General features: G+C 70.5%; 17 protein-coding genes. 10 read left to right on the top strand and 7 right to left on the bottom strand.

Going from position 1 to position 21,412, the window contains the following annotated elements:
• Window positions 1-12 precede the first annotated feature (12 nt).
• From OHA61_RS08210 to OHA61_RS08200, 3 genes are read left to right on the top strand one after another with little or no spacing between them, the layout of a single operon-like run.
• Complete coding sequence (locus OHA61_RS08210; RefSeq protein WP_406302467.1) at window positions 13-1,005, top strand: branched-chain amino acid ABC transporter permease; 993 nt, start codon at window positions 13-15, stop codon at window positions 1,003-1,005.
• Window positions 995-1,879 (top strand): ABC transporter ATP-binding protein, encoded by an 885-nt coding sequence (locus OHA61_RS08205; RefSeq protein ID WP_406302466.1) that lies wholly within the window; start codon window positions 995-997, stop codon window positions 1,877-1,879. Before OHA61_RS08210 ends, OHA61_RS08205 begins: the two co-directional genes overlap by 11 nt.
• Before the next feature lie 4 nt (window positions 1,880-1,883).
• Window positions 1,884-2,636 (top strand): ABC transporter ATP-binding protein, encoded by a 753-nt coding sequence (locus tag OHA61_RS08200; RefSeq protein ID WP_406302465.1) that lies wholly within the window; start codon window positions 1,884-1,886, stop codon window positions 2,634-2,636.
• A 16-nt stretch (window positions 2,637-2,652) separates the two neighbouring features.
• On the opposite strand, the gene OHA61_RS08195 is transcribed toward OHA61_RS08200, so the two are convergent.
• Window positions 2,653-3,900 carry an ABC transporter substrate-binding protein gene (locus OHA61_RS08195; RefSeq protein WP_406302464.1) on the bottom strand — a complete coding sequence of 416 codons (1,248 nt, stop codon included), beginning with the start codon at window positions 3,898-3,900 and terminating at the stop codon, window positions 2,653-2,655.
• Window positions 3,901-4,194: 294 nt separating this feature from the next.
• Entirely contained in the window at window positions 4,195-4,584 is a 390-nt protein-coding gene (locus OHA61_RS08190; RefSeq protein ID WP_406302463.1) for a VOC family protein, read from the bottom strand.
• Between the two features lie 57 nt (window positions 4,585-4,641).
• Here OHA61_RS08190 and OHA61_RS08185 point away from each other — a divergent pair, with 57 nt between their 5' ends.
• From OHA61_RS08185 to OHA61_RS08175, 3 genes are all read left to right on the top strand, one after another.
• A complete protein-coding gene (locus tag OHA61_RS08185) occupies window positions 4,642-5,289 on the top strand; it encodes a nucleoside/nucleotide kinase family protein (protein WP_361904092.1) in 648 nt (215 codons plus the stop codon).
• A 210-nt stretch (window positions 5,290-5,499) separates the two neighbouring features.
• A complete protein-coding gene (locus tag OHA61_RS08180) occupies window positions 5,500-6,453 on the top strand; it encodes a hypothetical protein (protein WP_406302462.1) in 954 nt (317 codons plus the stop codon).
• Window positions 6,454-6,490: 37 nt separating this feature from the next.
• Entirely contained in the window at window positions 6,491-7,612 is a 1,122-nt protein-coding gene (locus OHA61_RS08175) for an aminopeptidase P family protein (RefSeq protein WP_406302461.1), read from the top strand.
• A gap of 272 nt (window positions 7,613-7,884) precedes the next feature.
• On the opposite strand, the gene treZ is transcribed toward OHA61_RS08175, so the two are convergent.
• Complete coding sequence (treZ, locus tag OHA61_RS08170) at window positions 7,885-9,630, bottom strand: malto-oligosyltrehalose trehalohydrolase (RefSeq protein WP_406302460.1); 1,746 nt, start codon at window positions 9,628-9,630, stop codon at window positions 7,885-7,887.
• 99 nt (window positions 9,631-9,729) lie between these two features.
• On the opposite strand from treZ, the gene OHA61_RS08165 reads away from it, so the two are divergent.
• Window positions 9,730-11,091 carry a GH1 family beta-glucosidase gene (locus OHA61_RS08165; RefSeq protein WP_406302459.1) on the top strand — a complete coding sequence of 454 codons (1,362 nt, stop codon included), beginning with the start codon at window positions 9,730-9,732 and terminating at the stop codon, window positions 11,089-11,091.
• A gap of 41 nt (window positions 11,092-11,132) precedes the next feature.
• On the opposite strand, the gene OHA61_RS08160 is transcribed toward OHA61_RS08165, so the two are convergent.
• Together OHA61_RS08160 and OHA61_RS08155 are read right to left on the bottom strand one after the other, a co-directional pair.
• The gene (locus OHA61_RS08160; RefSeq protein WP_406302458.1) at window positions 11,133-12,359 is read right to left on the bottom strand and encodes an MFS transporter; all 1,227 of its coding nucleotides are present in this window, start codon (window positions 12,357-12,359) and stop codon (window positions 11,133-11,135) included.
• A gap of 57 nt (window positions 12,360-12,416) precedes the next feature.
• On the bottom strand, window positions 12,417-13,313 hold the full coding sequence (locus tag OHA61_RS08155) for a GNAT family N-acetyltransferase (RefSeq protein ID WP_406302457.1): 897 nt from the start codon (window positions 13,311-13,313) through the stop codon (window positions 12,417-12,419).
• Between the two features lie 327 nt (window positions 13,314-13,640).
• Here OHA61_RS08155 and OHA61_RS08150 point away from each other — a divergent pair, with 327 nt between their 5' ends.
• Together OHA61_RS08150 and OHA61_RS08145 are read left to right on the top strand one after the other, a co-directional pair.
• Window positions 13,641-14,189 carry an FHA domain-containing protein gene (locus OHA61_RS08150; RefSeq protein WP_406302456.1) on the top strand — a complete coding sequence of 183 codons (549 nt, stop codon included), beginning with the start codon at window positions 13,641-13,643 and terminating at the stop codon, window positions 14,187-14,189.
• Window positions 14,190-14,318: 129 nt separating this feature from the next.
• Entirely contained in the window at window positions 14,319-15,284 is a 966-nt protein-coding gene (locus OHA61_RS08145; RefSeq protein WP_406302455.1) for a cytochrome P450, read from the top strand.
• Here OHA61_RS08145 and treY read toward each other — a convergent pair.
• Window positions 15,241-17,598 carry a malto-oligosyltrehalose synthase gene (gene treY / locus OHA61_RS08140; RefSeq protein ID WP_406302454.1) on the bottom strand — a complete coding sequence of 786 codons (2,358 nt, stop codon included), beginning with the start codon at window positions 17,596-17,598 and terminating at the stop codon, window positions 15,241-15,243. The two genes, OHA61_RS08145 and treY, sit on opposite strands and share 44 nt — an antisense overlap.
• A gap of 92 nt (window positions 17,599-17,690) precedes the next feature.
• Window positions 17,691-19,811, bottom strand: a complete 2,121-nt coding sequence (glgX, locus tag OHA61_RS08135; RefSeq protein ID WP_389370175.1) for a glycogen debranching protein GlgX — start codon at window positions 19,809-19,811, stop codon at window positions 17,691-17,693.
• A 298-nt stretch (window positions 19,812-20,109) separates the two neighbouring features.
• On the opposite strand from glgX, the gene OHA61_RS08130 reads away from it, so the two are divergent.
• Window positions 20,110-21,342, top strand: coding sequence for an SAV2148 family HEPN domain-containing protein (locus OHA61_RS08130; RefSeq protein ID WP_389370176.1), 1,233 nt, complete (start codon window positions 20,110-20,112; stop codon window positions 21,340-21,342).
• Window positions 21,343-21,412 lie beyond the last annotated feature (70 nt).

The raw sequence follows: 21,412 nt of genomic DNA, 5'->3' as shown, positions 1-21,412 counted from the left end.
GGGTGGTGTGGCATGGACTTCGACACGATCCTCTCCGACGCCATCCGGTCCGGCATCGGCCCCATCGCCGCCATCTACGTGATCGCGGCCATGGGCCTGAACCTGCACTTCGGCTACACCGGACTGCTGAACTTCGGCCAGGTCGGCTTCATGCTCGTCGGCGGTTACGGGCTCGCGATCACCGTCGTCACCTGGGGCGGCTCGATGTGGCTCGGCATCCTCGTCGGACTTGCCTCCGCGATCGTGCTGGCACTGCTGCTCGGTCTGCCCACCCTGCGGCTGCGCGCCGACTATCTCGCGATCACCACGATCGCCGCGGGGGAGACGCTACGGCTGTTCTACCGGTCCAGCTGGGCCGAGCCGACCACAGGTGGTGTGTTCGGGCTGCAGCGGTTCGCCAATGACTTCTACGACCTGAACCCCATCCCACGGGGCACATACGGCTTCTGGACGGTCAAGTTCAGCGCCCGGGACCTGTGGGTGATGATCATCGCCTGGTCCCTGGTGGTGATCGTCGGGGTGCTGCTCGCCCTGCTGATCCACAGCCCGTGGGGCCGTGTCATCCGGTCCATCCGCGACGACGAGGACGCCGGGCGCAGCCTGGGCAAGAATGTGTACGCGTACAAGATGACGAGCCTTGTGCTGGGCGGAGTGCTCGGCGGGGTCGCCGGAATGCTGCAGGCCATCCAAGTGCAGTCGGTGAGCGCGGACAGCTTCGATCCGGCCGTCACCTTCTTCCTCTACACCCTGCTCGTGCTGGGCGGCGCCGGGACGATGCTGGGCCCCGTCGTCGGCTCGATCCTCTTCTGGTTCGTGCTCTCCTTCATCGACAGCGCACTGCGTCAGGCCATCGACGCCGGCTACATCTCGTCCGACGTGATCAGCACCTCGGAGATCGGCGCCGTCCGCTTCGCCCTGGTCGGGCTCGCCCTGATCCTGCTCATGGCGTTCAGACCGCAGGGGATCCTCGGCAGTCGGAAGGAGATGCTGCTCAGTGGCCGCTGACATGCAACCCTCGTCGCCGCCCGAGCCCGAGCCCGGACCCCGGTCCGGAGCGGGGCTCGAACCCGTGCCCGGCGTGCGCAAGCCGGACCCGCTGCTCGTCCTGGACGGTGTGACCCGCACCTTCGGCGGCCTTGTCGCCGTACAGGTCGACCATCTGGAGGTGCAGCGCGGGACCATCACGGCCCTCATCGGGCCCAACGGCGCCGGCAAGACGACGCTGTTCAATCTGGTGAGCGGATTCGACCGGCCGGACGGTGGTCAGTGGTCGTTCGAAGGGCAGCAGCTCAGCGGGCGCCCGCCCCACCGGATCGCCCAGCAGGGACTGGTCCGTACGTTCCAGCTCACCCGGACCCCCGCGCGGCTCACCGTGCTGGAGAACATGCTGCTGGCGGCGACCGAGCAGCGCGGCGAGCGGCTGCTGCCCGCGCTGCTGAGGCCGCTGTGGCGCAAGCAGGAGCGGGAGAACGTGGACCGGGCCGACGAGCTGCTCAACCGCTTCCGGCTCACCAAGCTGCGTGACGAATATGCGGGCACCCTCTCCGGCGGCCAGCGCAAACTGCTCGAAATGGCCCGCGCGCTGATGGTCCGCCCCGTCATGATCCTGCTGGACGAGCCGATGGCCGGGGTGAACCCCGCGCTGACCCAGTCCCTGCTCGGTCACATCACCGCGTTGCGCGACGAGGGGATGACCGTGTGCTTCGTCGAGCACGACATGGATGTGGTGATGGGCATCAGCGACTGGGTGGCCGTCATGGCGGGCGGAAAACTCGTGGCCGAGGGACCGCCGTACACGATCGGCCGGAACCGCGCCGTCGTGGACGCCTACCTCGGCAAGCGGCACGACGAACCCGGAGCGACCGGCGAGGAGGCGTGAGCCCATGCCCGAATACACGAACGGGCCCGTGGACCAGCCCGTGCTGGTGGCCGACGAGATCGTCGCCGGATATGTGCCCGGCGTCGATGTGCTGCGCGGCTGCAGCATCGAGGTGCGCACCGGCGAGCTGGTCGGAGTGATCGGCCCCAACGGCGCCGGAAAGTCGACACTGATCAAGGCGGTCTTCGGACTGTTGCGGGTGCGCGAAGGAACCGTGCAACTCCACGGAGACAACGTCACCAATCGCCCCGCACACGAGCTGGTCCGCCGGGGCGTGGGGTATGTGCCGCAGCTTCAGAACGTCTTCCCCGCGCTGACCGTCGAGGAGAACCTGCGGATGGGCATCTATCTGCAGCCCAAGAAATTCATCCGCCGGACCGCGGCGGTGGAGGAGATCTTCCCCCTGCTGGGCACCCGCCGGAAGCAGAAGGCCGGATCGATGTCCGGCGGTGAGCGGCAGATGCTCGCCATGGCCCGGGCACTGATGATGGAGCCGACGGTCCTGCTGCTCGACGAGCCGTCGGCAGGACTGTCACCGATCTTCCAGGATCAGGTGTTCGAAAGGGTGAAGGAGATCAACGACGCGGGCGTCGCCGTGCTGATGGTCGAGCAGAACGCCCGCAGGTGCCTGCAGATCTGCGACCGTGGCTACGTTCTCGACCAGGGCCGCAACGCCCACACCGGCACCGGTATGGGTCTGCTGCACGACCCGAAGGTGATCGAGTTGTATCTCGGCACCCTCGCCCGCGTCCGCTGACCTCCCTGTCACTCCCTCACTCCTGGCCCTTGCTCACCTGGGTGCTCACGGTCTGCAGCTGGCCCTTCGCGTTGTACGTGTACACCTCGATGGTCGCCTGGCCGGGCTCACCGGCGTCGGTGAAGTTGAGCGGACCGCTCACGCCTTCGTAGTCGATGTCCTTGCCATCTGCGATCAGCTTCTTGCAGGCGGCGAACGAGTTGCACTTCTCGCCGTCCTTGGTGACTCCGACGATCTCCTTCGCAAACTTCCCGGGGTCGTCGGACTTGGCCTGCTCGGCGGCGAGCGCGATGGTCGTCACGCAGTCGAAGACCTGCGGTGCGAACTGCAGCTCCTTCAGGCTCGGGGCGAACTTCTTCAGCTGCGCCACGAACTGCGGGTTGGACGCCGATGCCGGAGCCGTCCCCTTCATCCCGGCAAGCGCGGCGGGGTTGGCCGGGGAGACGAGCTTGGGCAGTTCCTCACTCCGCAGCCCGTCGGCTCCGTACACACCGATCTGCTGGGGACCGACTCCTGCCTCGATCATGGCCTGGAGGATCTGCGTGCCCTCCTCGAAGGCGACCACCACGGCCGCATCCGGCTTCGAGTCCTTGACCTTCTGGACGATCTGGTCGTAGTTGGTGGCCTTCGTGTCGTACGTCTCGGCGAGCGTCACGGTGGCGCCGCCGTCCTCCAGCGCCTTCTTGGTGGACTCCAGCAGTCCCTTTCCGTAGTCGTCGGCGCGCGCGATCAGGGCCACCCGCTTGTGGCCGTCGCCCTGGATGGTCTTGGCCAGGATCGGCCCCTGGAGTGCGTCGCTCGGCGCGGTACGGAAGTAGAAGCCGCCGTCGTCGTAGTCGGTGAAGGTAGGTGCGGTGTTGGAACCCGAGCACTGGACGACACCTTCACCGGTCACCCGGTCGATGAATGCCAGAGACATTCCGGAAGCCGCGGCACCGATGATCGCATCGACGCCCGCGTTCAGCACGCGGTCCGCCGACTGTGCCGCCACGGCCTCCTGGCCTGCCTCGTCGCCACCGACCACGGCCGGTATGGGCTTGCCAAGCACTCCACCGCCGGCGTTGATACCAGCGATCGCGAACTTCATTGCCTCGATCTGTGGCGGGCCCAGGAAGGCCAGCTGCCCGGTTTCCGGGAGGACATAGCCGAGCTTGAGCTGACCATCCCCGTCCGACGACTCAGCGCTGCCGGACGAGCCGCAGGCCGCCAGAAGCAGCACTGCCGCGCTGGTGAAGATCGTGGACCGCCGTATCGACGTTCTCATGTCCGCCTCCTCTCAGTGGAGGCCGGCGGCAGGTCGACAGGTTGCCTTCCGCCTGCCTTCTGTAAAGAGAGTAGAACGATCAGGGGCAATTGGGGCAGTCGAAGCGGGATGTGAAGCCGAGAAAGGATGAATCGTCAACGTCCGCGCCCGCTCGACTTCACGTCGGCGTGACGGCGCAGCCCGGGCGTCGGCGCCGCCGGCCGCTCACCCGGGGTGGCCCAACTGCGGCCGCGTTCCGGCGAGTTGCCCGGCCGTACGCGCCGTGGCACGTGCGGTGAGTCGCGCGGCCGACGGTTACCTGGGCTGCAGCAGGTCCCAGCGGTTGCCGTACAGGTCCTCGAAAACCGCGACCGATCCGTACGGCTCGTGCCGAGGCTCCTCCAGGAAGCGGACGCCCGCCGCGGTCATCCTGGCGTGGTCGGCAGCGAAGTCCGCGGTGTGCAGGAAGAAGCCGACCCGGCCGCCGGTCTGGGCGCCCACGCTCGCGCGCTGGGCCTCGTCGCCGGCGCGGGCAAGCAGCAGCGCGGTGCCGTGGCCCGAGCCGCTCGGGCGGACCACGACCCAGCGGCTGCCGTCCCCGCGGTCGGTGTCCTCGGCCAGTTCGAAGCCGAGCGCGTCGGTGTAGAAGGCGATGGCCTCGTCGTAGTCACGGACGACGAGGGTGACCAGGGCGATATACGACATGAGCCTACGTTATACGTATGACGGAGACGGGTCCAACGCAGTGGAAGAATGCCCGCCATGCACGCGCCGCCGCCCCCGCCCCCGCAGTACCCACCGCACGTCCTGTACCGCGCCCGCGCCCTCGCCGTCTCCGGCCGCCGCGTCGTCCTGGGCATCGCCGGAGCCCCGGGTGCCGGCAAGTCGACCCTCGCCGCCCACATCGTCGACGTCCTCGGCGGCCTCGCCGTCCTCGTCCCCATGGACGGCTTCCACCTCGCGCAGGCCGAGCTCGAACGCCTCGGCCGGGCGCGCCGCAAGGGTGCGCCCGACACCTTCGACGCCGCCGGATACGCCGCCCTGCTCGCGCGGCTGCGCGCACCCGTCCCGGGCGTCACGGTCTACGCCCCGGCCTTCGACCGGGCCCTGGAGGAGCCGGTGGCCGGGCGCATCGCGGTCGAGCCCGACGTCCCCCTCGTCGTCACCGAGGGCAACTACCTGCTCCACGACGAGGGCCCCTGGGCGCAGGTCCGCCCCCTCGTCGACGAGGTCTGGTACCTGGAGCTCGACGACGCCGTCCGCGTCAGCCGGCTCGTCGACCGGCATGTGCGGTTCGGCAAGCCGCGGGCGTTCGCCGAGCGCTGGGTCCACGACTCCGACGAGCCCAACGCCCGGCTGGTCGCCCGCGGCCGCAACCGCGCCGACTTCGTGATCACGCAGTCGCCGTAGCCTCCGCAGCTGCGGCGTGCGCCGCCCCGGCCGCCGCCCGCGCCCGCACGAGCGGGTGCGGCCGCGTCCCGTCCCCGTACAGCTCCGCACCGGGGCTCCGTCGAAAGGCTGGCCGAGCGCATGCGGAGCAGGCTCCTGGACAGGCTCCTGTAGTGCAGGTCGCGGTCTGTACGCTCGGGGTTCTGGCATGCCGACGGAAGGCGGGTTGACGTGGGGCTGTTCCGGCGAGGGCCGAAGCGCGACGGACGCGATGCACCCCGGGACCCCGAGTTCTCCTTCTTCTCGGCCGAGGAAGGCACCCGCTTCCGCGCCCAGATGCGCGAAGCCTTCGCCGAGCACGGCCTGGAGGTGACCGTCTACGCGGATGTGGTGTCCGACAGTTCGGGCCGCCAGTTCGGGCTCGCCAACCTCGCCGCCGTCTGCCACAACGACGAGCGCGGGCCCCGCGCCTGGCCCGAACTGGTCCGCCAGCACGTCGGGATGGTCCTGCGCACCATGGACGCACCCTCGGCGCTGGACACCCTGCCGACCGAGCAGATCCGCGCGCAGCTCTACCCCCGCGTCGTCGGCCGTGACGGCTTCAACCCGGAGAACTTCGGCTACGCCCGCCCCCTCGCCCCCGGCCTGTACGAGATCATCGCGCTCGACCTCCCCGAGAGCGTCATGATGCTCACCGACGAGGCCCTGGAACCCCTCGGCGACCTCCAGTACCTGCGGGACCAGGCGCTGTACAACCTCCGGGGACTGCCCGTCGAGGGCCACGAGACCGTCAAGGACGCCGACGGCATGCGCTTCGAGGTGGTCGTCGGCGACTCCTTCTACACCGCGAGCCGGGTCCTGGCGCTGGACAGCGTCGTACGGCAGGTCACCGGGAAGCAGTTGTCCGCCGACGGCGCGCTGGTCGCCATGCCCTTCCGGCACCAGCTGGCCTTCCATGCCATCCACGACGCCGGCATGATCCCCGCGCTCAACGCCATGGCCTCCTTCGCGGCCTCCGGCTACGCCGACACCCCTGGCGCCATCAGCCCCTACGTCTACTGGTGGCGCGAGGGCACGCTCACCCAGCTCAGCGACCGTGACGAGGACGGCGAGGGACTGCGGATCGTGGTCGGCGAGGAATTCCAGGAGTTGCTGGAACGGCTGGTGGCCAAGGGCGAGGAATGAACTCGCGGGCCCCATGTCGGCCGGGCAGGATGGCCCCATGCCGACCACACCCGCGCCCTTCACCGCCGACGACTACCGGGCCAGGATGGCCCGCGCCGCCGAGTCCGCCGCCGAAGCGGGGCTCGCGGGGCTCCTGGTCGCCCCCGGCCCCGACCTGGTCCACCTCACCGGCTACCGGCCCGCGGAAACCGAACGGCTGACCCTCCTCGTCCTCGCGGCCGGCCGGGACCCCGTCCTCGTCGTCCCGACCCTGGAGGCCCCGGACGCCGCGGAGGCCCCGGGCGCGCCCGCGCTCACCCTGCGGGACTGGACCGACGGCAAGGACCCCTACGCCGTCACCGCGCCGCTCCTCGACGCGGCCGGGCGGTTCGGCGTCAGCGACAACGCCTGGGCGATGCATCTGCTCGGCCTGCAGAACACGTTGCCGGAGACCTCGTACGTATCGCTGACCGAGGCGCTGCCCATGCTGCGGGCGGTGAAGGACGCGCATGAGCTGGAACGGCTGGCGGCCGCGGGCGCGGCGGCGGACGCGACGTACGAGGAGATCCTGAAGGTCCGCTTCTCGGGGCGCGCGGAGCTGGACGTCGCGGCCGATCTCGCCGCGCTGCTCAAGCATTTCGGCCACTCCCAGGTGGACTTCACGGTCGTCGGCTCCGGCCCGAACGGCGCGAAGCCCCACCACGAGGCGGGGACACGGACCATCGAGCAGGGCGACATGGTCGTCCTCGACTTCGGCGGCCTCAAGCACGGCTACGGCTCGGACACCTCCCGTACGGTCCACGTCGGCGAGCCGTCCCCCGCCGAGCAGCACATCCACGACGTGGTGCAGGAGGCCCAGCGGGCCGGGGTCGACGCGGTGAAGCCGGGAGTGGCCTGCCAGGAGGTCGACCGGGCGGCCCGCGAAATCATCGACGAGGCGGGGTACGGGGACCTGTTCATCCACCGCACGGGCCACGGGATCGGCGTCACGACGCACGAGCCGCCGTACATGATCGAGGGGGAGGAGCGGGAGCTGGTGCCGGGGATGTGCTTCTCGGTGGAGCCGGGGATTTATCTGCCGGGGCGGTTCGGGGTGCGGATCGAGGACATCGTGACGGTCACGGGGGAGGGTGGGCGGCGGCTCAATGTGACGTCGCGCGAGATGGCGATCGTGGAGTAGCGGGCGGGGGGCGCCTGCGGGGGGCCTGTTCCCCTACCCGCCCCTTCCCGAACTGGGGCAAGCCCCAGACCCCGTGCGGGGGGCTCCGCCCCCGGACCCCCGCGCCTCAAACGCCGGCGAGGCTGAGTCTCGCGTCCGGGACCACGCCTCAATCGCCGGCGGGGCTGAAATGTGCGGCTGGGCCGCACATTCAGCCCGTCCGGCGTTTGAGGACATGCGGCCGAAGGTCGCATACGGGGTCCGGGGCGAAGCCTTGGCGGGGTGGGGGAAACTCAGCGCTCGGCCAGGACCACGCACGACTCCCGCGGGAGACGCAACACCCCGTCCGCCCCCGGCGGTTCGCCCCCGTCCCAGGACGCCAGCACCCGCGCCCCGGCCCCGAGCGGAATATCCGCCGCCTCCTTCGCGAGGTTGATCGCCACCAGCGTGTCGCCCCGGCGGTAGGCCAGCCAGCGGGCCGATTCGTCGTACGCCACCTTCACCGCCTCCAGGTCCGGATCGGTCAGGTCGGGCTGGGTGCGGCGCAGGGCGATCAGTTCGCGGTGCCAGGCCAGCAGACGGGCGTGCGGTTCGCGCGAGCGTTCGGCGCGGTCCAGGCAGGAGCGGGCCCGGGTCGCGGGGTCCTGCGGGTCGGGGATCTGGTCCGCCGCCCAGCCGTGGGCCGCGAACTCCCGTCGCCGGCCGCTGCGTACCGCCTCGGCCAGTTCCGGGTCGGTGTGGTCGGTGAAGAACTGCCAGGGCGTACGGGCGCCCCACTCCTCACCCATGAACAGCAACGGGACGAAGGGCCCGGTCAGCACCAGCGCGGCCGCGCAGGCCAGCAGCCCGGGGGAGAGGGTGGCGGAGAGCCGGTCGCCCTGTGCCCGGTTGCCGATCTGGTCGTGGGTCTGGGCGTAGCCGAGGAAGCGGTGCGCGGGGGTGATCGTCACATCGAGCGGACGGCCGTGCGTACGCCCGCGGAAGCTCGAATACGTTCCGTCGTGGAAGAAGGCGTGCGTGAGGGTCTTGGCGACGGCCGCGAGCGGGGCTGCCGCGAAGTCGGCGTAGTAGCCCTGGGATTCGCCGGTCAGCGTCGTGTGCAGGGCGTGGTGGTGGTCGTCGTTCCACTGCGCGTGCAGGCCGAGACCGCCCGCCTCGCGGGGCGTCGTCGTGCGTGGGTCGCCGAGGTCCGACTCGGCGATCAGGAACAGGGGCCGGCCGAGGTCGCCGGAGAGCGCGTCGACGGCCCCGGACAGCTCCTCAAGGAACGTGAGCGCGCGGGTGTCGGCGAGGGCGTGCACCGCGTCGAGGCGCAGCCCGTCGATGCGGTAGTCACGCAGCCAGGCCAGCGCGCTGCCCAGCAGATACGCGCGCACCTCGTCGGAGCCGGGGGCGTCGAGGTTGACGGCGGCGCCCCAGGGTGTGTGGTGGGTGTCGGTGAAGTACGGGCCGAAGGCGGGCAGGTGGTTTCCGGACGGGCCGAGGTGGTTGTGGACCACGTCCAGGACCACCCCGAGGCCATGACCGTGCGCCGTGTCGACAAACCGCTTGAGCGCCTCGGGCCCGCCGTAGGGCTCGTGGACCGCCCACAGCGACACGCCCTCGTACCCCCAGCCGTGCACCCCGGGGAAGGGGCACAGTGGCATCAGCTCGACATGGGAGATCCCCAACTCGGCCAGTTCGCCGAGGTGTTCGGCCGCCGCGTCCAGCGTGCCCTCGCGGGTGTACGTGCCGATGTGGAGCTCGTACAGCACGGCGCCGCCGAGCCCCCGCCCCGCCCACGCGTGCCGCCACTCGTACGCATCATGGTCCACGATCGCGCTGGTCCCGTCGGGTCCGTCCGGCTGGCGGCGCGAACGCGGATCGGGCAGCACGTGCCCGCCGTCCAGCGCGAAGCCGTACCGCGCACCCTCGCCCGCGTCCGCCTCCGTCATCCACCAGCCCGGTCGCCCTTCGGCGCGCTCCATGGGGCGAGCGGCGCCCTCCAGCCACAGCGAGACCCGGTCCTCGGCCTGCGGTGCCCACACCTCGAACAGCACTGGCGTCCCCTCAATCGTCGATGCGTCGTCGATGCCGGTCCCATCCTGGCAAGATCGGGGTCTAGAAGCCGTGTCCTTGGGGCCATTAAGGTCACGGCCATGTCGACGCCGCTGCCACCGCTGCCCGCCTTCCCGCCCGGCTTCCTCTGGGGCGCGTCCGCCTCCGCGTTCCAGACCGAGGGAGCCTCCGACACCGACGGCAAGGGGCCGTCCGGCTGGGACGCCTTCGCCGCCCAGGGCCGTATCAAGGACGGAGCCGACGCCTCGCGCGCCACCGGCTTCCACGCCCGCTACCGCGAGGACGTCGCCCTGCTCACCGGGCTCGGCGCGGACGCCTTCCGCTTCTCCGTCAGCTGGCCGCGTGTCGTCCCCGGCGGCAGCGGCCCGGTCAACACCGCCGGGCTCGACTTCTACGACCGGCTCGTCGACGAGCTGTGCGCCCACGGCATCACGCCCGCGCCGACCCTCTACCACTGGGACACCCCGCTCCCGCTGGACGAGGCGGGCGGCTGGCTCAACCGGGACACGGCGGCGCGCTTCGCCGAGTACGCCTCGGCCGTCGCCGAACGGCTCGCCGACCGCGTACCGATGTGGATCACCATCAACGAACCGGCCGAGGTCACCCTGCTGGGCTACGCACTGGGCGAGCACGCGCCCGGCAGGCAACTGCTCTTCGACGCGCTGCCCGCCGCCCACCATCAGCTGCTCGCCCACGGCCTCGCCGTCCAGGCCCTGCGCGCGGCGGGCGCCGAGAACATCGGGATCGCCGTCTCCCACTCACCCGTGCGGGCCGCCGGGACGAGCGAGGAGGACCGGTTCGGCGCCGAGCTCTACGACACGATCACCAACTGGATGTTCGCCGACCCGATTCTCACCGGCCGCTACCCGGACGAGAACTTCGCCGCCCTGATGCCGGGACCGGTCGCCGAGGACCTGGACGTCATCTCCGCCCCGCTCGACTGGTACGGCGTGAACTACTACCAGCCGATGCTCGTCGGCGCGCCGTCGAACGACGCACTCGGCGACTTCGCCGGTGTCGGCCTGCCCGCCGAACTGCCTTTCGGGGTGCGGGAGATCGAGAGCGAGCAGCGCACCGACTTCGGCTGGGCGGTCGTGCCCGACGGGCTGCGCGAGCAGCTCGTCCTGCTGAAGGACCGGTTCGGCGACCGGCTGCCGCCGGTGTACATAACCGAGAACGGCTGCTCGTACGACGGGCTCGAGGACCGCCGCCGTATCGACTTCCTCGACGGCCATCTGCGCTCGCTGCACCAGGCGATCGAGGCGGGTGTCGACGTACGCGGCTACTTCACCTGGTCGCTCACCGACAACATCGAGTGGGTCGAGGGCGCGGCGCAGCGCTTCGGCCTCGTCCACATCGACTACGAGACGCTGGAGCGCACGCCGAAGGCCTCGTACGCCTGGTACCGGGACGCCATCGCCGCCCAGAAGCCGGGCCACTGAACCTCCCGGCACGGCCGCACTGAACCTCACGGCACTCAACCTCACGGCACCGAGCGGATCTTCCACACCAGCACACCACCGAGGGCCGTCACCACGGCCGCGGACAGATACAGCCCGGCGTACCCGCCCGCGTACGTCACGATCGGCGCGGCCAGCGCCGGGCCGAGAACCTGCGGAGCCGAGTTGGCGATATTGATGACACCCAGATCCTTGGCACGGTCGCCGGCCCCCGGCAGCACCTGAGTGATCAGCGCCTGGTCGACCGCGATGTACATCCCGAAGCCGAGCCCCAGCAGCGCGGCCGCGCCCATCGCCATCGGCCAGGTGTGCCACAGCGTCAGCAGCAGCGAGGCCACCGCCATCACCGCCGAACCTGCTGCCACCAGCGCCTTGCGCCGCCCCAGCCGGTCCGAGACCACCCCACCAGCCACCGCGGTCACCACCACGCCCGCCGTGTACAGCAGCGTCAGGATCAGCACGCCCTCGTCCGGATCCGGGTAGTGCACCGCGTCCTTGAGGAAATACAGCAGAAAGAGCGTGCCCAGCGCATTGCCGAGCATGACCAGGAAGCGGGTGAGCCAGGCCCAGCCGAAGTCCGGATACGCCCGCGGACTCACCCAGAAGTCCTTCAGCCGTACCGGCTCCCGTGCGGACACCGGTACCTGAGGGTCCGGCATGAACAGGACGAACGGCAGCGCGCAGAGCACCGTCAGCACGGCCAGCAGCAGATAGCCCGTCGCGATCCCCGTCACCACCATGGTCACCAGAAGCGCGCCGACCACCAGACCCAGCGTCATCGGTATCCCGAGGAATCCGGAGACCGCGGCCCGCTGACGCACCGGCACCTGGTCGGGCACGACGGCGTTCGTCCCGGCGAGCATGGCGTTCAGGCCGAGCTGGGCCAGACACCAGCCGAGCGCGACCCCGACGACGGTCGTCTGCGCGGCGGTGACGGCGAGTCCCACGGCGCCCAGTACCGCCCCGCCGAGTATCCACGGCCGGCGGCGGCCGAAGCGTCCGCTCGTACGGTCCGAGAGCGCGCCCGCCAGCGGATTGGCCACCACGGCGACCAGTGCCCCGACACCCGTCGCCCAGCCCAGCGCGACCTCCTTGCCCGACGGGGACAGCTCGTCGATCTGCTCGGCGAGCAGCACCTGTATCGGCGTGAGAAAGGCCATGAACAGGCCCAGGTTGGCCAGCACGAGAGCCGATATCCAGCCTGCGCCCACGCGGACCCGTGGCTCGGAGTACAGCTCTTGCGTCGTCATGTGCGGCTCGCCATCAGCTCGGGGGTGTCCGGAGCTTACGGACACCCCCGAGCACGATCAATGCGGGGAGCCGGGCAGGAAGTGGACGCGCTCCTGCACGATGGGATGTCCGGCCTTCGCGAAGTTCGCCGCCATGGGGAAGTTGCCCTGATCGGTGGCGCCCGCGATGAACTCCGCGCCCCGCTCGGCCAGGAAGTGCGTGCACTCCACCAGCAGGTCGTACGCGTAGCCGCGGCCGCGCTGCTCCGGCACGACCCCGATGAAGCCGACGCACGGCCCCGACGGATTGTGCGCCGGGACGTGCAGGCCGACCAGCTCGCCCTGAGGCGTGTAAGCCAGCTGCCACCACTCGCGCGGCGACGGGCACCAGTGGAAGAAGTCCAGTTCCTCCTGTGCCGCCCGGTCCACGCCCGATGCGGCGATGGCGCGCAGCGCGTGCGCGTCGAGCGTCACGGAGTGGATGCGGCGCAGTACGTCGAGAATGACCTCGTCGTCGGGTTCCGTCCGGAACTCCAGCCGCCCCGGCCGCTCCGGCAGCCCGCACTCGGGCGTCCAGCGGTACTGGTAGCGCTCGACCAGGACCTGCATCCCGGCCGCTTCCGCGGCCCGGATCCTGGCCTCACCGGCCGACAGGCGCGCCGGGTCCTCGCGCCAGCCGGCGGGCAGGATCAGTTCGAACTCGACGTGGAACGGAGAGGTGCGCAGCAGCTCGGCGCCCGCTTCCTCCTCGCCGTCGGCGAAGTCGAACCAGTTGATGTTGACGGGGGTTTCGTCATCGGGTCCGCCCCACCAGGCGGCCCGCGCGACGACCTTGCCGTCGCGCAGCGCGACCCGCTTCCAATCCGGCCGGTGCGTGGCCCGGGCCAGTGCGCGGCCGACACCGAGAGGGTCGGGCAGGGTGTCGAAGAGATGCGCGTCGCTCTCGCTGAGCGCGCGAATGACCAGATCGGTCATGAGAGTTGTCCTCCGGGAAGAGTGGTGCGGTGTGCGCTCCCGGTCAGACTGCGAACGCGCGGTGGACGGGGCGGGAGCGCGGGAATCGTGTGGTCTGCACTGCTCTCGCCTCCTTCCGTCGGTCCGTGGCGTCGCGATCACGCTAGAGGGCCTCGCGGGGATCCGTCCAGCGCTTTTGTTTCGGCCGCCTTTGTTTCAACTGCGCTCCAGAAACGCGGCAAAAGCGGCGGAGGAAATGCTTCCGTGCAGGTCAGCAGCCGCTCGGGCACGGATGGGAACGACGGTTCTTCTGGACACTTGTAGCCCTTCGGCCCGACAATCTCGTATGTGACGTCGTCCTTCGAGTTCCACACGTATCCCGCTCGGCCCTCCGATGCCGAGCGCGACCGTGTCCTCGGTGTGCTCAGAGAGGGCGCGGCCCAGGGCAAGCTGTCGCACGACACGTTCATCCGGCGTATGGAACTCGCCCTGGCCGCCCGCCGGCCCGACGAACTGCGGGCGCTCACCGCCGACCTCAACACCGAGAGCCGCTTGTCACGTCGGCTGTACAGCGCGGTCGGCTGCGTCTCCGCCTTCTCCGTACGGCTGCGCAGGGCCTGGCAGGCCGAGAAGCTGCCACCGCTGCTGCTGCCCGAACCGGGACCGTACCCCCTGCGGATCGGCCGTGACCCGGGCAACGGCCTGCGGCTGAGCCATGACACGGTCTCGCGTCTGCACGCCGAGTTGAGCAGGCAGGGCAGCCTGTGGATCCTGCGCGACCTCGGCTCGACCAACGGCACCACGGTGAACGGACGGCGGGTGACCGGATCGGTCGTCGTGCACGACGGGGACATGGTGGGCTTCGGCCGGATGAGTTTCCGCCTCACCGCGCGCTGACGTCTTCATCCCCCGCAGACCTCTTCATCACCCGTACGGGCGCACGCGGACTGCGCGCAGGACGACACGGTGGTCGCCTGATACAGACGCGCGCGAGCGAGCGCGGCTGTGACAGGGGAACGAGACGACATGAACAACGCGGTTCCGCACGGCGCGGCGCGAAACCCTGCGCCTGCGGGAGGCGGTCCGGCGGGTGACGCGACGGCCGGGGCTGGGCGCCGGAGCGAGAACGTACCCCTCCTCCTCATCCACGCGAGCGAGCAGGACCCGTACCGCCACTACCGGCTCCTGCGAGACGCGTATCCCCTCGTCCACGACCACTCCATCGGTGCCTGGCTGCTGAGCCGCCACGCCGATGTCGCCACCGCGCTCACCGACCCCCGCTTCACCCACGGCCACCGGCCCGGTGACCCGCCGTGCGAGGCCCACCGCGGAAGCCTGCCGCAGGCCGTGCGGGACGTTGTCGAGCGGACCGCCTACGTCCTGGCCCGGCGTATCGCGCGGCGGCAACAGGCCGACCTGGTCGAGGAGTTCTGCCGCTGGCTGCCCACCGGCGCCGTCGGCGTGCGGGGCCGGGGCGCGCGCGGGCTCGTCGTCGCGGGGACATGCGTCGCTCAGCTGTCCCTGCGCGAGAGGGCCCTCGCCTCCTTCCTCGCCAACGTCCTGGACCACCCCGACCAGCTCGCCACCCTGCGCGAGCATCCCGAGCTCATCGGGCGCGCCTGGGCCGAGTCACTGCGGCGCGATCCGCCCGTCCTCGTCGTGCTGCGCCGGGCATCCGTCGACGTCGAGGTGAGCGGCGGCACGATTCCGGCGGGCGCGGACGTCGCCTGTCTCATCGGGGCGGCCGGGCGCGACCCCGAGCGGTTCAGGGACCCCGACCGGTTCGACGTGCTGCGGGAGGACCCCGGTCAGCTGACCTTCGGGCCCGGCGACTGCCCCGCCGTACAGCTCGCGGCCCTGGAGGCGCGGTACGGATTGCGCGCCCTGCTCGACGCCATGCCCGGTCTGCGCCGCGCGGACGGCTTGCGGCCCGCCGCGAGCGGGCTGCTCACCCGCGCCCCGGGGACTCTTCTCGTACGGCCCTGCGGCTGAGGAGTGCCACCGGACGCTCGGCGAACAGCTTCGCCAGCGGCACGGACCCGCCCGTGAACTCCCGTTCCGGAGCGAGCAGATCCTCCCAGCGCCCCTGCGGAAGGGTGAGCTCCGTCTCCGCCCAGCCGCCCGCCTCCGCCAGGCGCAGCGAAAGGCGGGTGACGGCCGTGACCGCCTCGCCGGTGCGGCAGAAGGCCACACAGTGCTCCGCCGCGGGTCCGCTCGCGCTCAGCGGTGCGTACGTCCCCGACTCGCCGAAGACCTCGGGCTTCTCCCGCCGCAGCCGCAGGGCCGCCTTCGTCACCGCCGTCTTCTCGTCCGCCGGGCCCTCGCGGAACGGCTGCCGGTTGTCCGGGTCCACCAGCGCCAGATACTCGTGCTCCGTGCCCTGATACAGGTCCGGCACCCCCGGCATCGTGAGCTGGAGCAGCGCCGCGCCCAGGGCGTTGGCCCGGACATAGGGGTCCAGCCCCCTGGCGAAGAGCGCGACCGAGTACATCGGCGGCCCGGCCGGACCCGCGTCCACGAAGGCGGCGACAGCCTGCTCGTACGCCGGGTCCTGCTCCGTCCAGCTCGTGTGCAGCGCCGCCTCCCGTACGGCCTTCAGCAGCGCGGTCTGCAGCCTCTCCTCGTACGGGAACCCGAAGCCGACCGCCGTCTGCCAGGCCACCCACGCCAGATGGGGATCGGGCGCCCGTCCGCCCTCCAGACGGCCCGCCTGCTCGGTGATCCGGGCGAGGAAGTCCGCCCATGTGGCGGGGCACTCGGACAGCACGGCGATCCTGGCCCGGACATCCGCGCTGCGCTTGGTGTCGTGCGTGGTCAGGACGATCCCGGTGGCCGGCCAGTCGCGCGCGAGCCGTTCACAGTAGGCGTGGAACCGGGCCGCGCTCACCGCCGGGCTCCCAGGGTCCCCGCCCACCTCGTTCGCCGAGATCAGCGGCACATAGCGGTAGAAGGCCGTGTCCTCGACGGATTTGGCGCGCAGCGCGGACGAGGTCTGTGCGAACCGGGCCCGGAACGCGTCATGGTCGGGCCCCTCGCCGAGCCGGCCGAGCGCGAGGTCACGCACGACGTCGACTGCCGCCGCCTCCTCGGCCACCGCGAAGGCCGCCTTCGCCGCCCGAGCCGCCTCCTCGGTCAGCACGTCCTCGCCGCCGATGCGGTACGGGCGGTAGACGGGCACGCGCACCAGCAGCTCGCGCACTGCCGCCCGCAGCGCCCACGGGGCGTGGTCGCGCAGCGCGGGATCCGCGGCGCACACCCGCCCGGCCAGCCGGGTCAGCGCCGCGGTCTCGGCGGCCAGCTCGTGCGTGACCACCTTGTACGCGGCGCGGCGCACGGTGGCCTCCCACTGCCCGCCCCGGTCACCGGCGGGAGCGGCGAACTCCCGGTACTGGCCGACCAGTTCGGCCTCTCCTGCCGGATCGGTGAACAGGCCGTCGATCTGCCGCAGCGCGTCGTACCCCGTCGTCCCCGCCACCGGCCACCCGGCCGGCAGCCGCTCGTCACCGGTGAGGATCTTCTCGACGACCGTCCAGCACGCCCCGCCCGCCGCCTCGTCCAGCCGCCGCAGATACACCTCGGGATCGGCGAGCCCGTCCGGGTGGTCGATGCGCAGACCGTCGACGACCCCGTCCCGTACCAGCTCGAGGATCTTGGCGTGGGTGGCGTCGAAGACCTCCGGGTCCTCCACCCGCACCCCGATCAGCCCCGAAATGGTGAAGAAGCGCCGGTAGTTGAGCTCGGTACGGGCCAGCCGCCACCAGCCGAGCCGGTACCACTGCGCGTCGAGCAGCTCGGGCAGCGGCAGATTCGCGGTGGACTCGCGCAGCGGGAAGCGCTGCTCCCCGTAGTGAAGGACCCCGCCCTTGACGCGCATCGCACCCAGCTCGTCCCCGATCCGGCCCGCGAGCACCGGCAGCAGCACCTTCCCGCCGCCCGCCTCCCAGTCGATGTCGAACCAGGGGGCGTACGGCGACAGGGGACCCTCGCGCAGCACCTCCCACAGGGCGCGGTTGTGTCCCGGCACGGCGGCCATATGGTTCGGCACGATGTCCAGGACGAGCCCGAGCCCGTGCTCCCGTGCCGTACGCGACAGCTCGCGCAGCCCCGCCTCGCCGCCGAGCTCCTCGCGCACCCGCCTGGGGTCGACGACGTCATAGCCGTGCGTGGACCCGGGCACCGCCTCCAGCACGGGCGACAGATGCAGATGCGAGACCCCGAGCCCGGCGAGATAGGGCACGGCCCGGGCGGCCGCCGAGAACGGGAAGTCCGGCTGGAGCTGAAGCCGGTAGGTGGCAATGGGCGTCATGCGAACATACGTACCCACCTGGACGGCTTCTCTGTCACCCGCTCATGCGTCCGTGTCGGCCGTTCGGACTACGCCAGCCAAGAGCTACCTGGTCACGCTGGACGCCGCAGCACCGCAAGGCTCCGCCCCACCAGCCGCACCCGCTCGCCCGCCGCCACCTTCGGGCCCTCGCCCGGCGGGACGCCCTCCTTGCGGCCCGTGTCCACGACGACCTGCCACTGGCGTCCGTGGTTCACCGGCACCGCGAAATCCAGGTCGTCCCCGCTCGCGTTGAACATCAGCAGGAAGGAGTCGTCGCCGATGCGCTCGCCCCGGGGGCCCGGCTCCGAGATCGCGTGGCCGTTCAGGAACACCGACAGCGCCTTCGCGTGCGCCGCCTGCCAGTCCCGCTGGACCATCTCCTCGCCCTCCGGTGTGAACCACGCGATGTCGGTCAGCTCGTCGTGCGTCCCCTCCACCGGCCGCCCGTGGAAGAACCGCCGCCGCCGGAAGACCGGATGGTCGCGCCGTAGCCACACCATGGCCCGGGTGAAGGCGAGCAGCGTGCCCTCCTTGTCCTCGCCCGGCTTTGGCCAGCGCACCCAGGACACCTCGTTGTCCTGGCAGTAGGCGTTGTTGTTGCCGCCCTGCGTACGCGCGAACTCGTCGCCGTGGCTGAGCATCGGCACACCCTGCGACAGCATCAGCGTCGCGATGAAGTTGCGCATCTGCCGCTCACGCAGCTCCAGCACCTCGGGGTCGTCGCTCTCGCCCTCGACCCCGCAGTTCCAGGACCGGTTGTGGCTCTCGCCGTCGCGGTTGCCCTCGCCGTTGGCGTCGTTGTGCTTGTCGTTGTACGAGACGAGATCGTGCAGCGTGAAACCGTCGTGGCAGGTCGTGAAATTGATGGATGCCAGAGGCCGCCGCCCGTCGTCCTGGTAGAGATCGGACGAGCCGGTCAGCCGCGAAGCGAACTCCGCGAGCGTGCGCGGCTCACCCCGCCACAGGTCCCGTACGGTGTCGCGGTACTTGCCGTTCCATTCGGTCCACAGCGGTGGGAAGTTCCCCACCTGGTAGCCGCCCTCGCCCACGTCCCACGGCTCGGCGATCAGTTTCACCTGGCTTACCACCGGGTCCTGCTGCACCAGGTCGAAGAACGACGACAGCCGGTCCACCTCGTGGAACTGCCGCGCCAGCGTGGCCGCGAGGTCGAAGCGGAAGCCGTCGACATGCATCTCGGTCACCCAGTACCGCAGCGAGTCCATGATCAGCTGCAGCACATGGGGGCTGCGCATCAGCAGGGAGTTCCCGGTGCCCGTCGTGTCCGTGTAGTAGCGCGGATCCTCGGACAGCCGGTAGTACGAGGCGTTGTCCAGGCCCCGGAAGGAGAGGGTCGGGCCCAGATGGTTGCCCTCCGCGGTGTGGTTGTAGACCACGTCGAGGATGACCTCGATGCCCGCCTGGTGCAGCGCCCGTACCGCCTGCTTGAACTCCAGAACCTGCTCGCCGCGGTCGCCCCAGGAGGCGTAGGCGTTGTGCGGCGCGAAGAACCCGATCGTGTTGTAGCCCCAGTAGTTGTTCAGGTTCGCGTCCACCAGCCGGTGGTCGTTGACGAACTGGTGCACCGGCATCAATTCGAGCGTCGTGACACCCAGTTCGGTCAGATGCGAGACGACCGACGGATGCGCGAGCCCGGCATAGGTGCCCCGCAGCTCCGGCGGCAGCTCCGGGTGCAGCATCGTCATGCCCTTCACATGGGCTTCGTAGATCACCGTCCGGTGGTAGTCGGTACGCGGCGGCCGGTCGTCGCCCCAGTCGAAGTAAGGATTGACCACGACCGATGTCATCGTGTGCGGCGCCGAGTCCAGGTCGTTGCGCGAGTCCGGCTTGCCGAAGTGGTAGCCGTAGACCGACTCGCCCCAGTCAATCGCACCGCTTATCGCACGCGCGTACGGATCGAGCAGCAGCTTCGCGGAGTTGCAGCGCTGCCCGCGCTCGGGCGCGTACGGGCCGTGCACGCGAAATCCGTACCGCTGACCCGGCATCACGCCCGGCAGATAGGCATGCCGCACGAAAGCGTCGGCCTCGCGGAGTTCCACCGCCGTCTCCGAGCCGTCGTCGTGCAGCAGGCACAGCTCGATGCGCCGTGCGGCTTCGGAGTACACCGCGAAGTTGGTGCCGGCGCCGTCGTACGTGGCACCGAGGGGATACGCCTGTCCCGGCCAGACCTGCATAGATAGACTCTTCCACTTCTGATCCGGGTGCTGGGGGGCACTTGGCCCAGATCCTCCCCGAAAGTATTGCCCGTAAGAGGCACCCGCAGCGGTGGACGACGCGGTCAACATCGGGTTCCGTGTTTCGCCCCAGGAAGCAACCGCTATGAATCAGCTCACTCCGGCAGATCTCGCCTGGCGGAAACGGCCGGACTTGACAAGGGAGTTGGGAAAGTACAGTGCCGATCCGGCTGCAGCGTGTACCGCGGGCGGAGTAGTCTTCCTTGATCGTTGAAGGGCCAGAGAAGGCGGTAGTTGGGTGAGCTCGGGAGGGCTGGAGCTTCCCCCCGGTGACGCAGGTCATGAGGGGGAAGCCGCCGACGTCCCGCCAGGAGCGGTCTCCCTCGCCAGACCTGTGGAGATCGGGGCGGAACTGGACTGGGGCGCGGACGCCTGGAGCGAGGTCCGTACGCGCGCCCAGCGCGCCGGGCGCGCCTACATCTGGCTGAACCTCGTGGAACAGCGGCTGCGGGCGGTCGTGGCCGCGGTGCTGCGCCCGATCTACGAGCCGGTGCACGGCGACGAATGGGTGGTGGCCGCGGCGGGTCCCGCCGGGCAGGAGTGGGTGCAGCGTGCTGTCGCGGTCCGGGAGGTCTCGCGCCGCAAGGGCTATCTGCTGGACCCCGCGGACGACAATGTTCTGTCCTTTCTCACGCTCCCTCAGCTGCGGGAGCTGATGGTCCAGCACTGGCCGTGCTTCGAGCCGTACTTCGACGACCGGCGCGATGTGGAGCTGGCGCTGGACGAGCTGGAGGTGGCGCGCAACGTCGTCTCCCGCAACAGGGCGCTGAACGAAGCGGTTCTCGCCCAGGCGGAGCGGGCCTCCGCCCGCCTCCTGGAGATACTCGGCAGCGGCGCCGGTGTTCCCTCCGCCGACCGGCTCCCCGTCGACGCGGTCGAGGAGCTCGTCGGCGACCGCTACGCGGACGTGGTCTCCGTCCACCCGGACCGGGTGCGCCTGCAGCGCCAGATCCCGGCCGAAGACCTCTTCGGCGGGGCGCGCCGTCTCGACGCGATCGGCATAGGCCTGAACCTCCTCGTCCAGAACTTCTCCGGCCGCAGGCTGGTCCGGCTGGCCGAGTCGGGCTGCCGGGTGCGGCTGCTGTTCCTGAACCCGGCGAGCAGTGCGGTCAAACGGCGGGAGCGCGAACTCGGCCTCAAGAAGGGTGAGTTGAGCCGTACGGTCGAGATGAACATCCTCCATATGCGCCGGGTGCGCTCCCGGCTGCGCGACCCGGGTGCCTTCGAGATCCAGGTCTTCGACGAGACCCCCCGCTTCACGGCCTACCTCGTCGACGGCGACGGTCCGGACGGCTTGGCGGTCGTCCAGTCATATCTGCGCAAGGCGCGGGGCATGGAGGCGCCGGTCCTGGTGCTGCGGGGCGGCGGACGGGCGGTCGTCCGCGCCGGCCAGGACAGTGAAAACGGCCTGTTCCAGACATACCGCGAGGAGTTCGAGTCCGTGTGGGCGGACTCGCGGCCGGTTTCCTGAGTTGTCAGTGGCGCGTGGGAGGGTGAATACCCGATGGGGGAAGCCCATGGGTGATGCCCATTGACGTCCG

Origin of the sequence: Streptomyces sp. NBC_00885 (assembly GCF_045207475.1) — a bacterium.
Lineage (GTDB): Bacteria > Actinomycetota > Actinomycetes > Streptomycetales > Streptomycetaceae > Streptomyces.
Note: the sequence above shows the minus strand (reverse complement) of the source record. Positions and strands in the feature narration are given on the sequence as shown.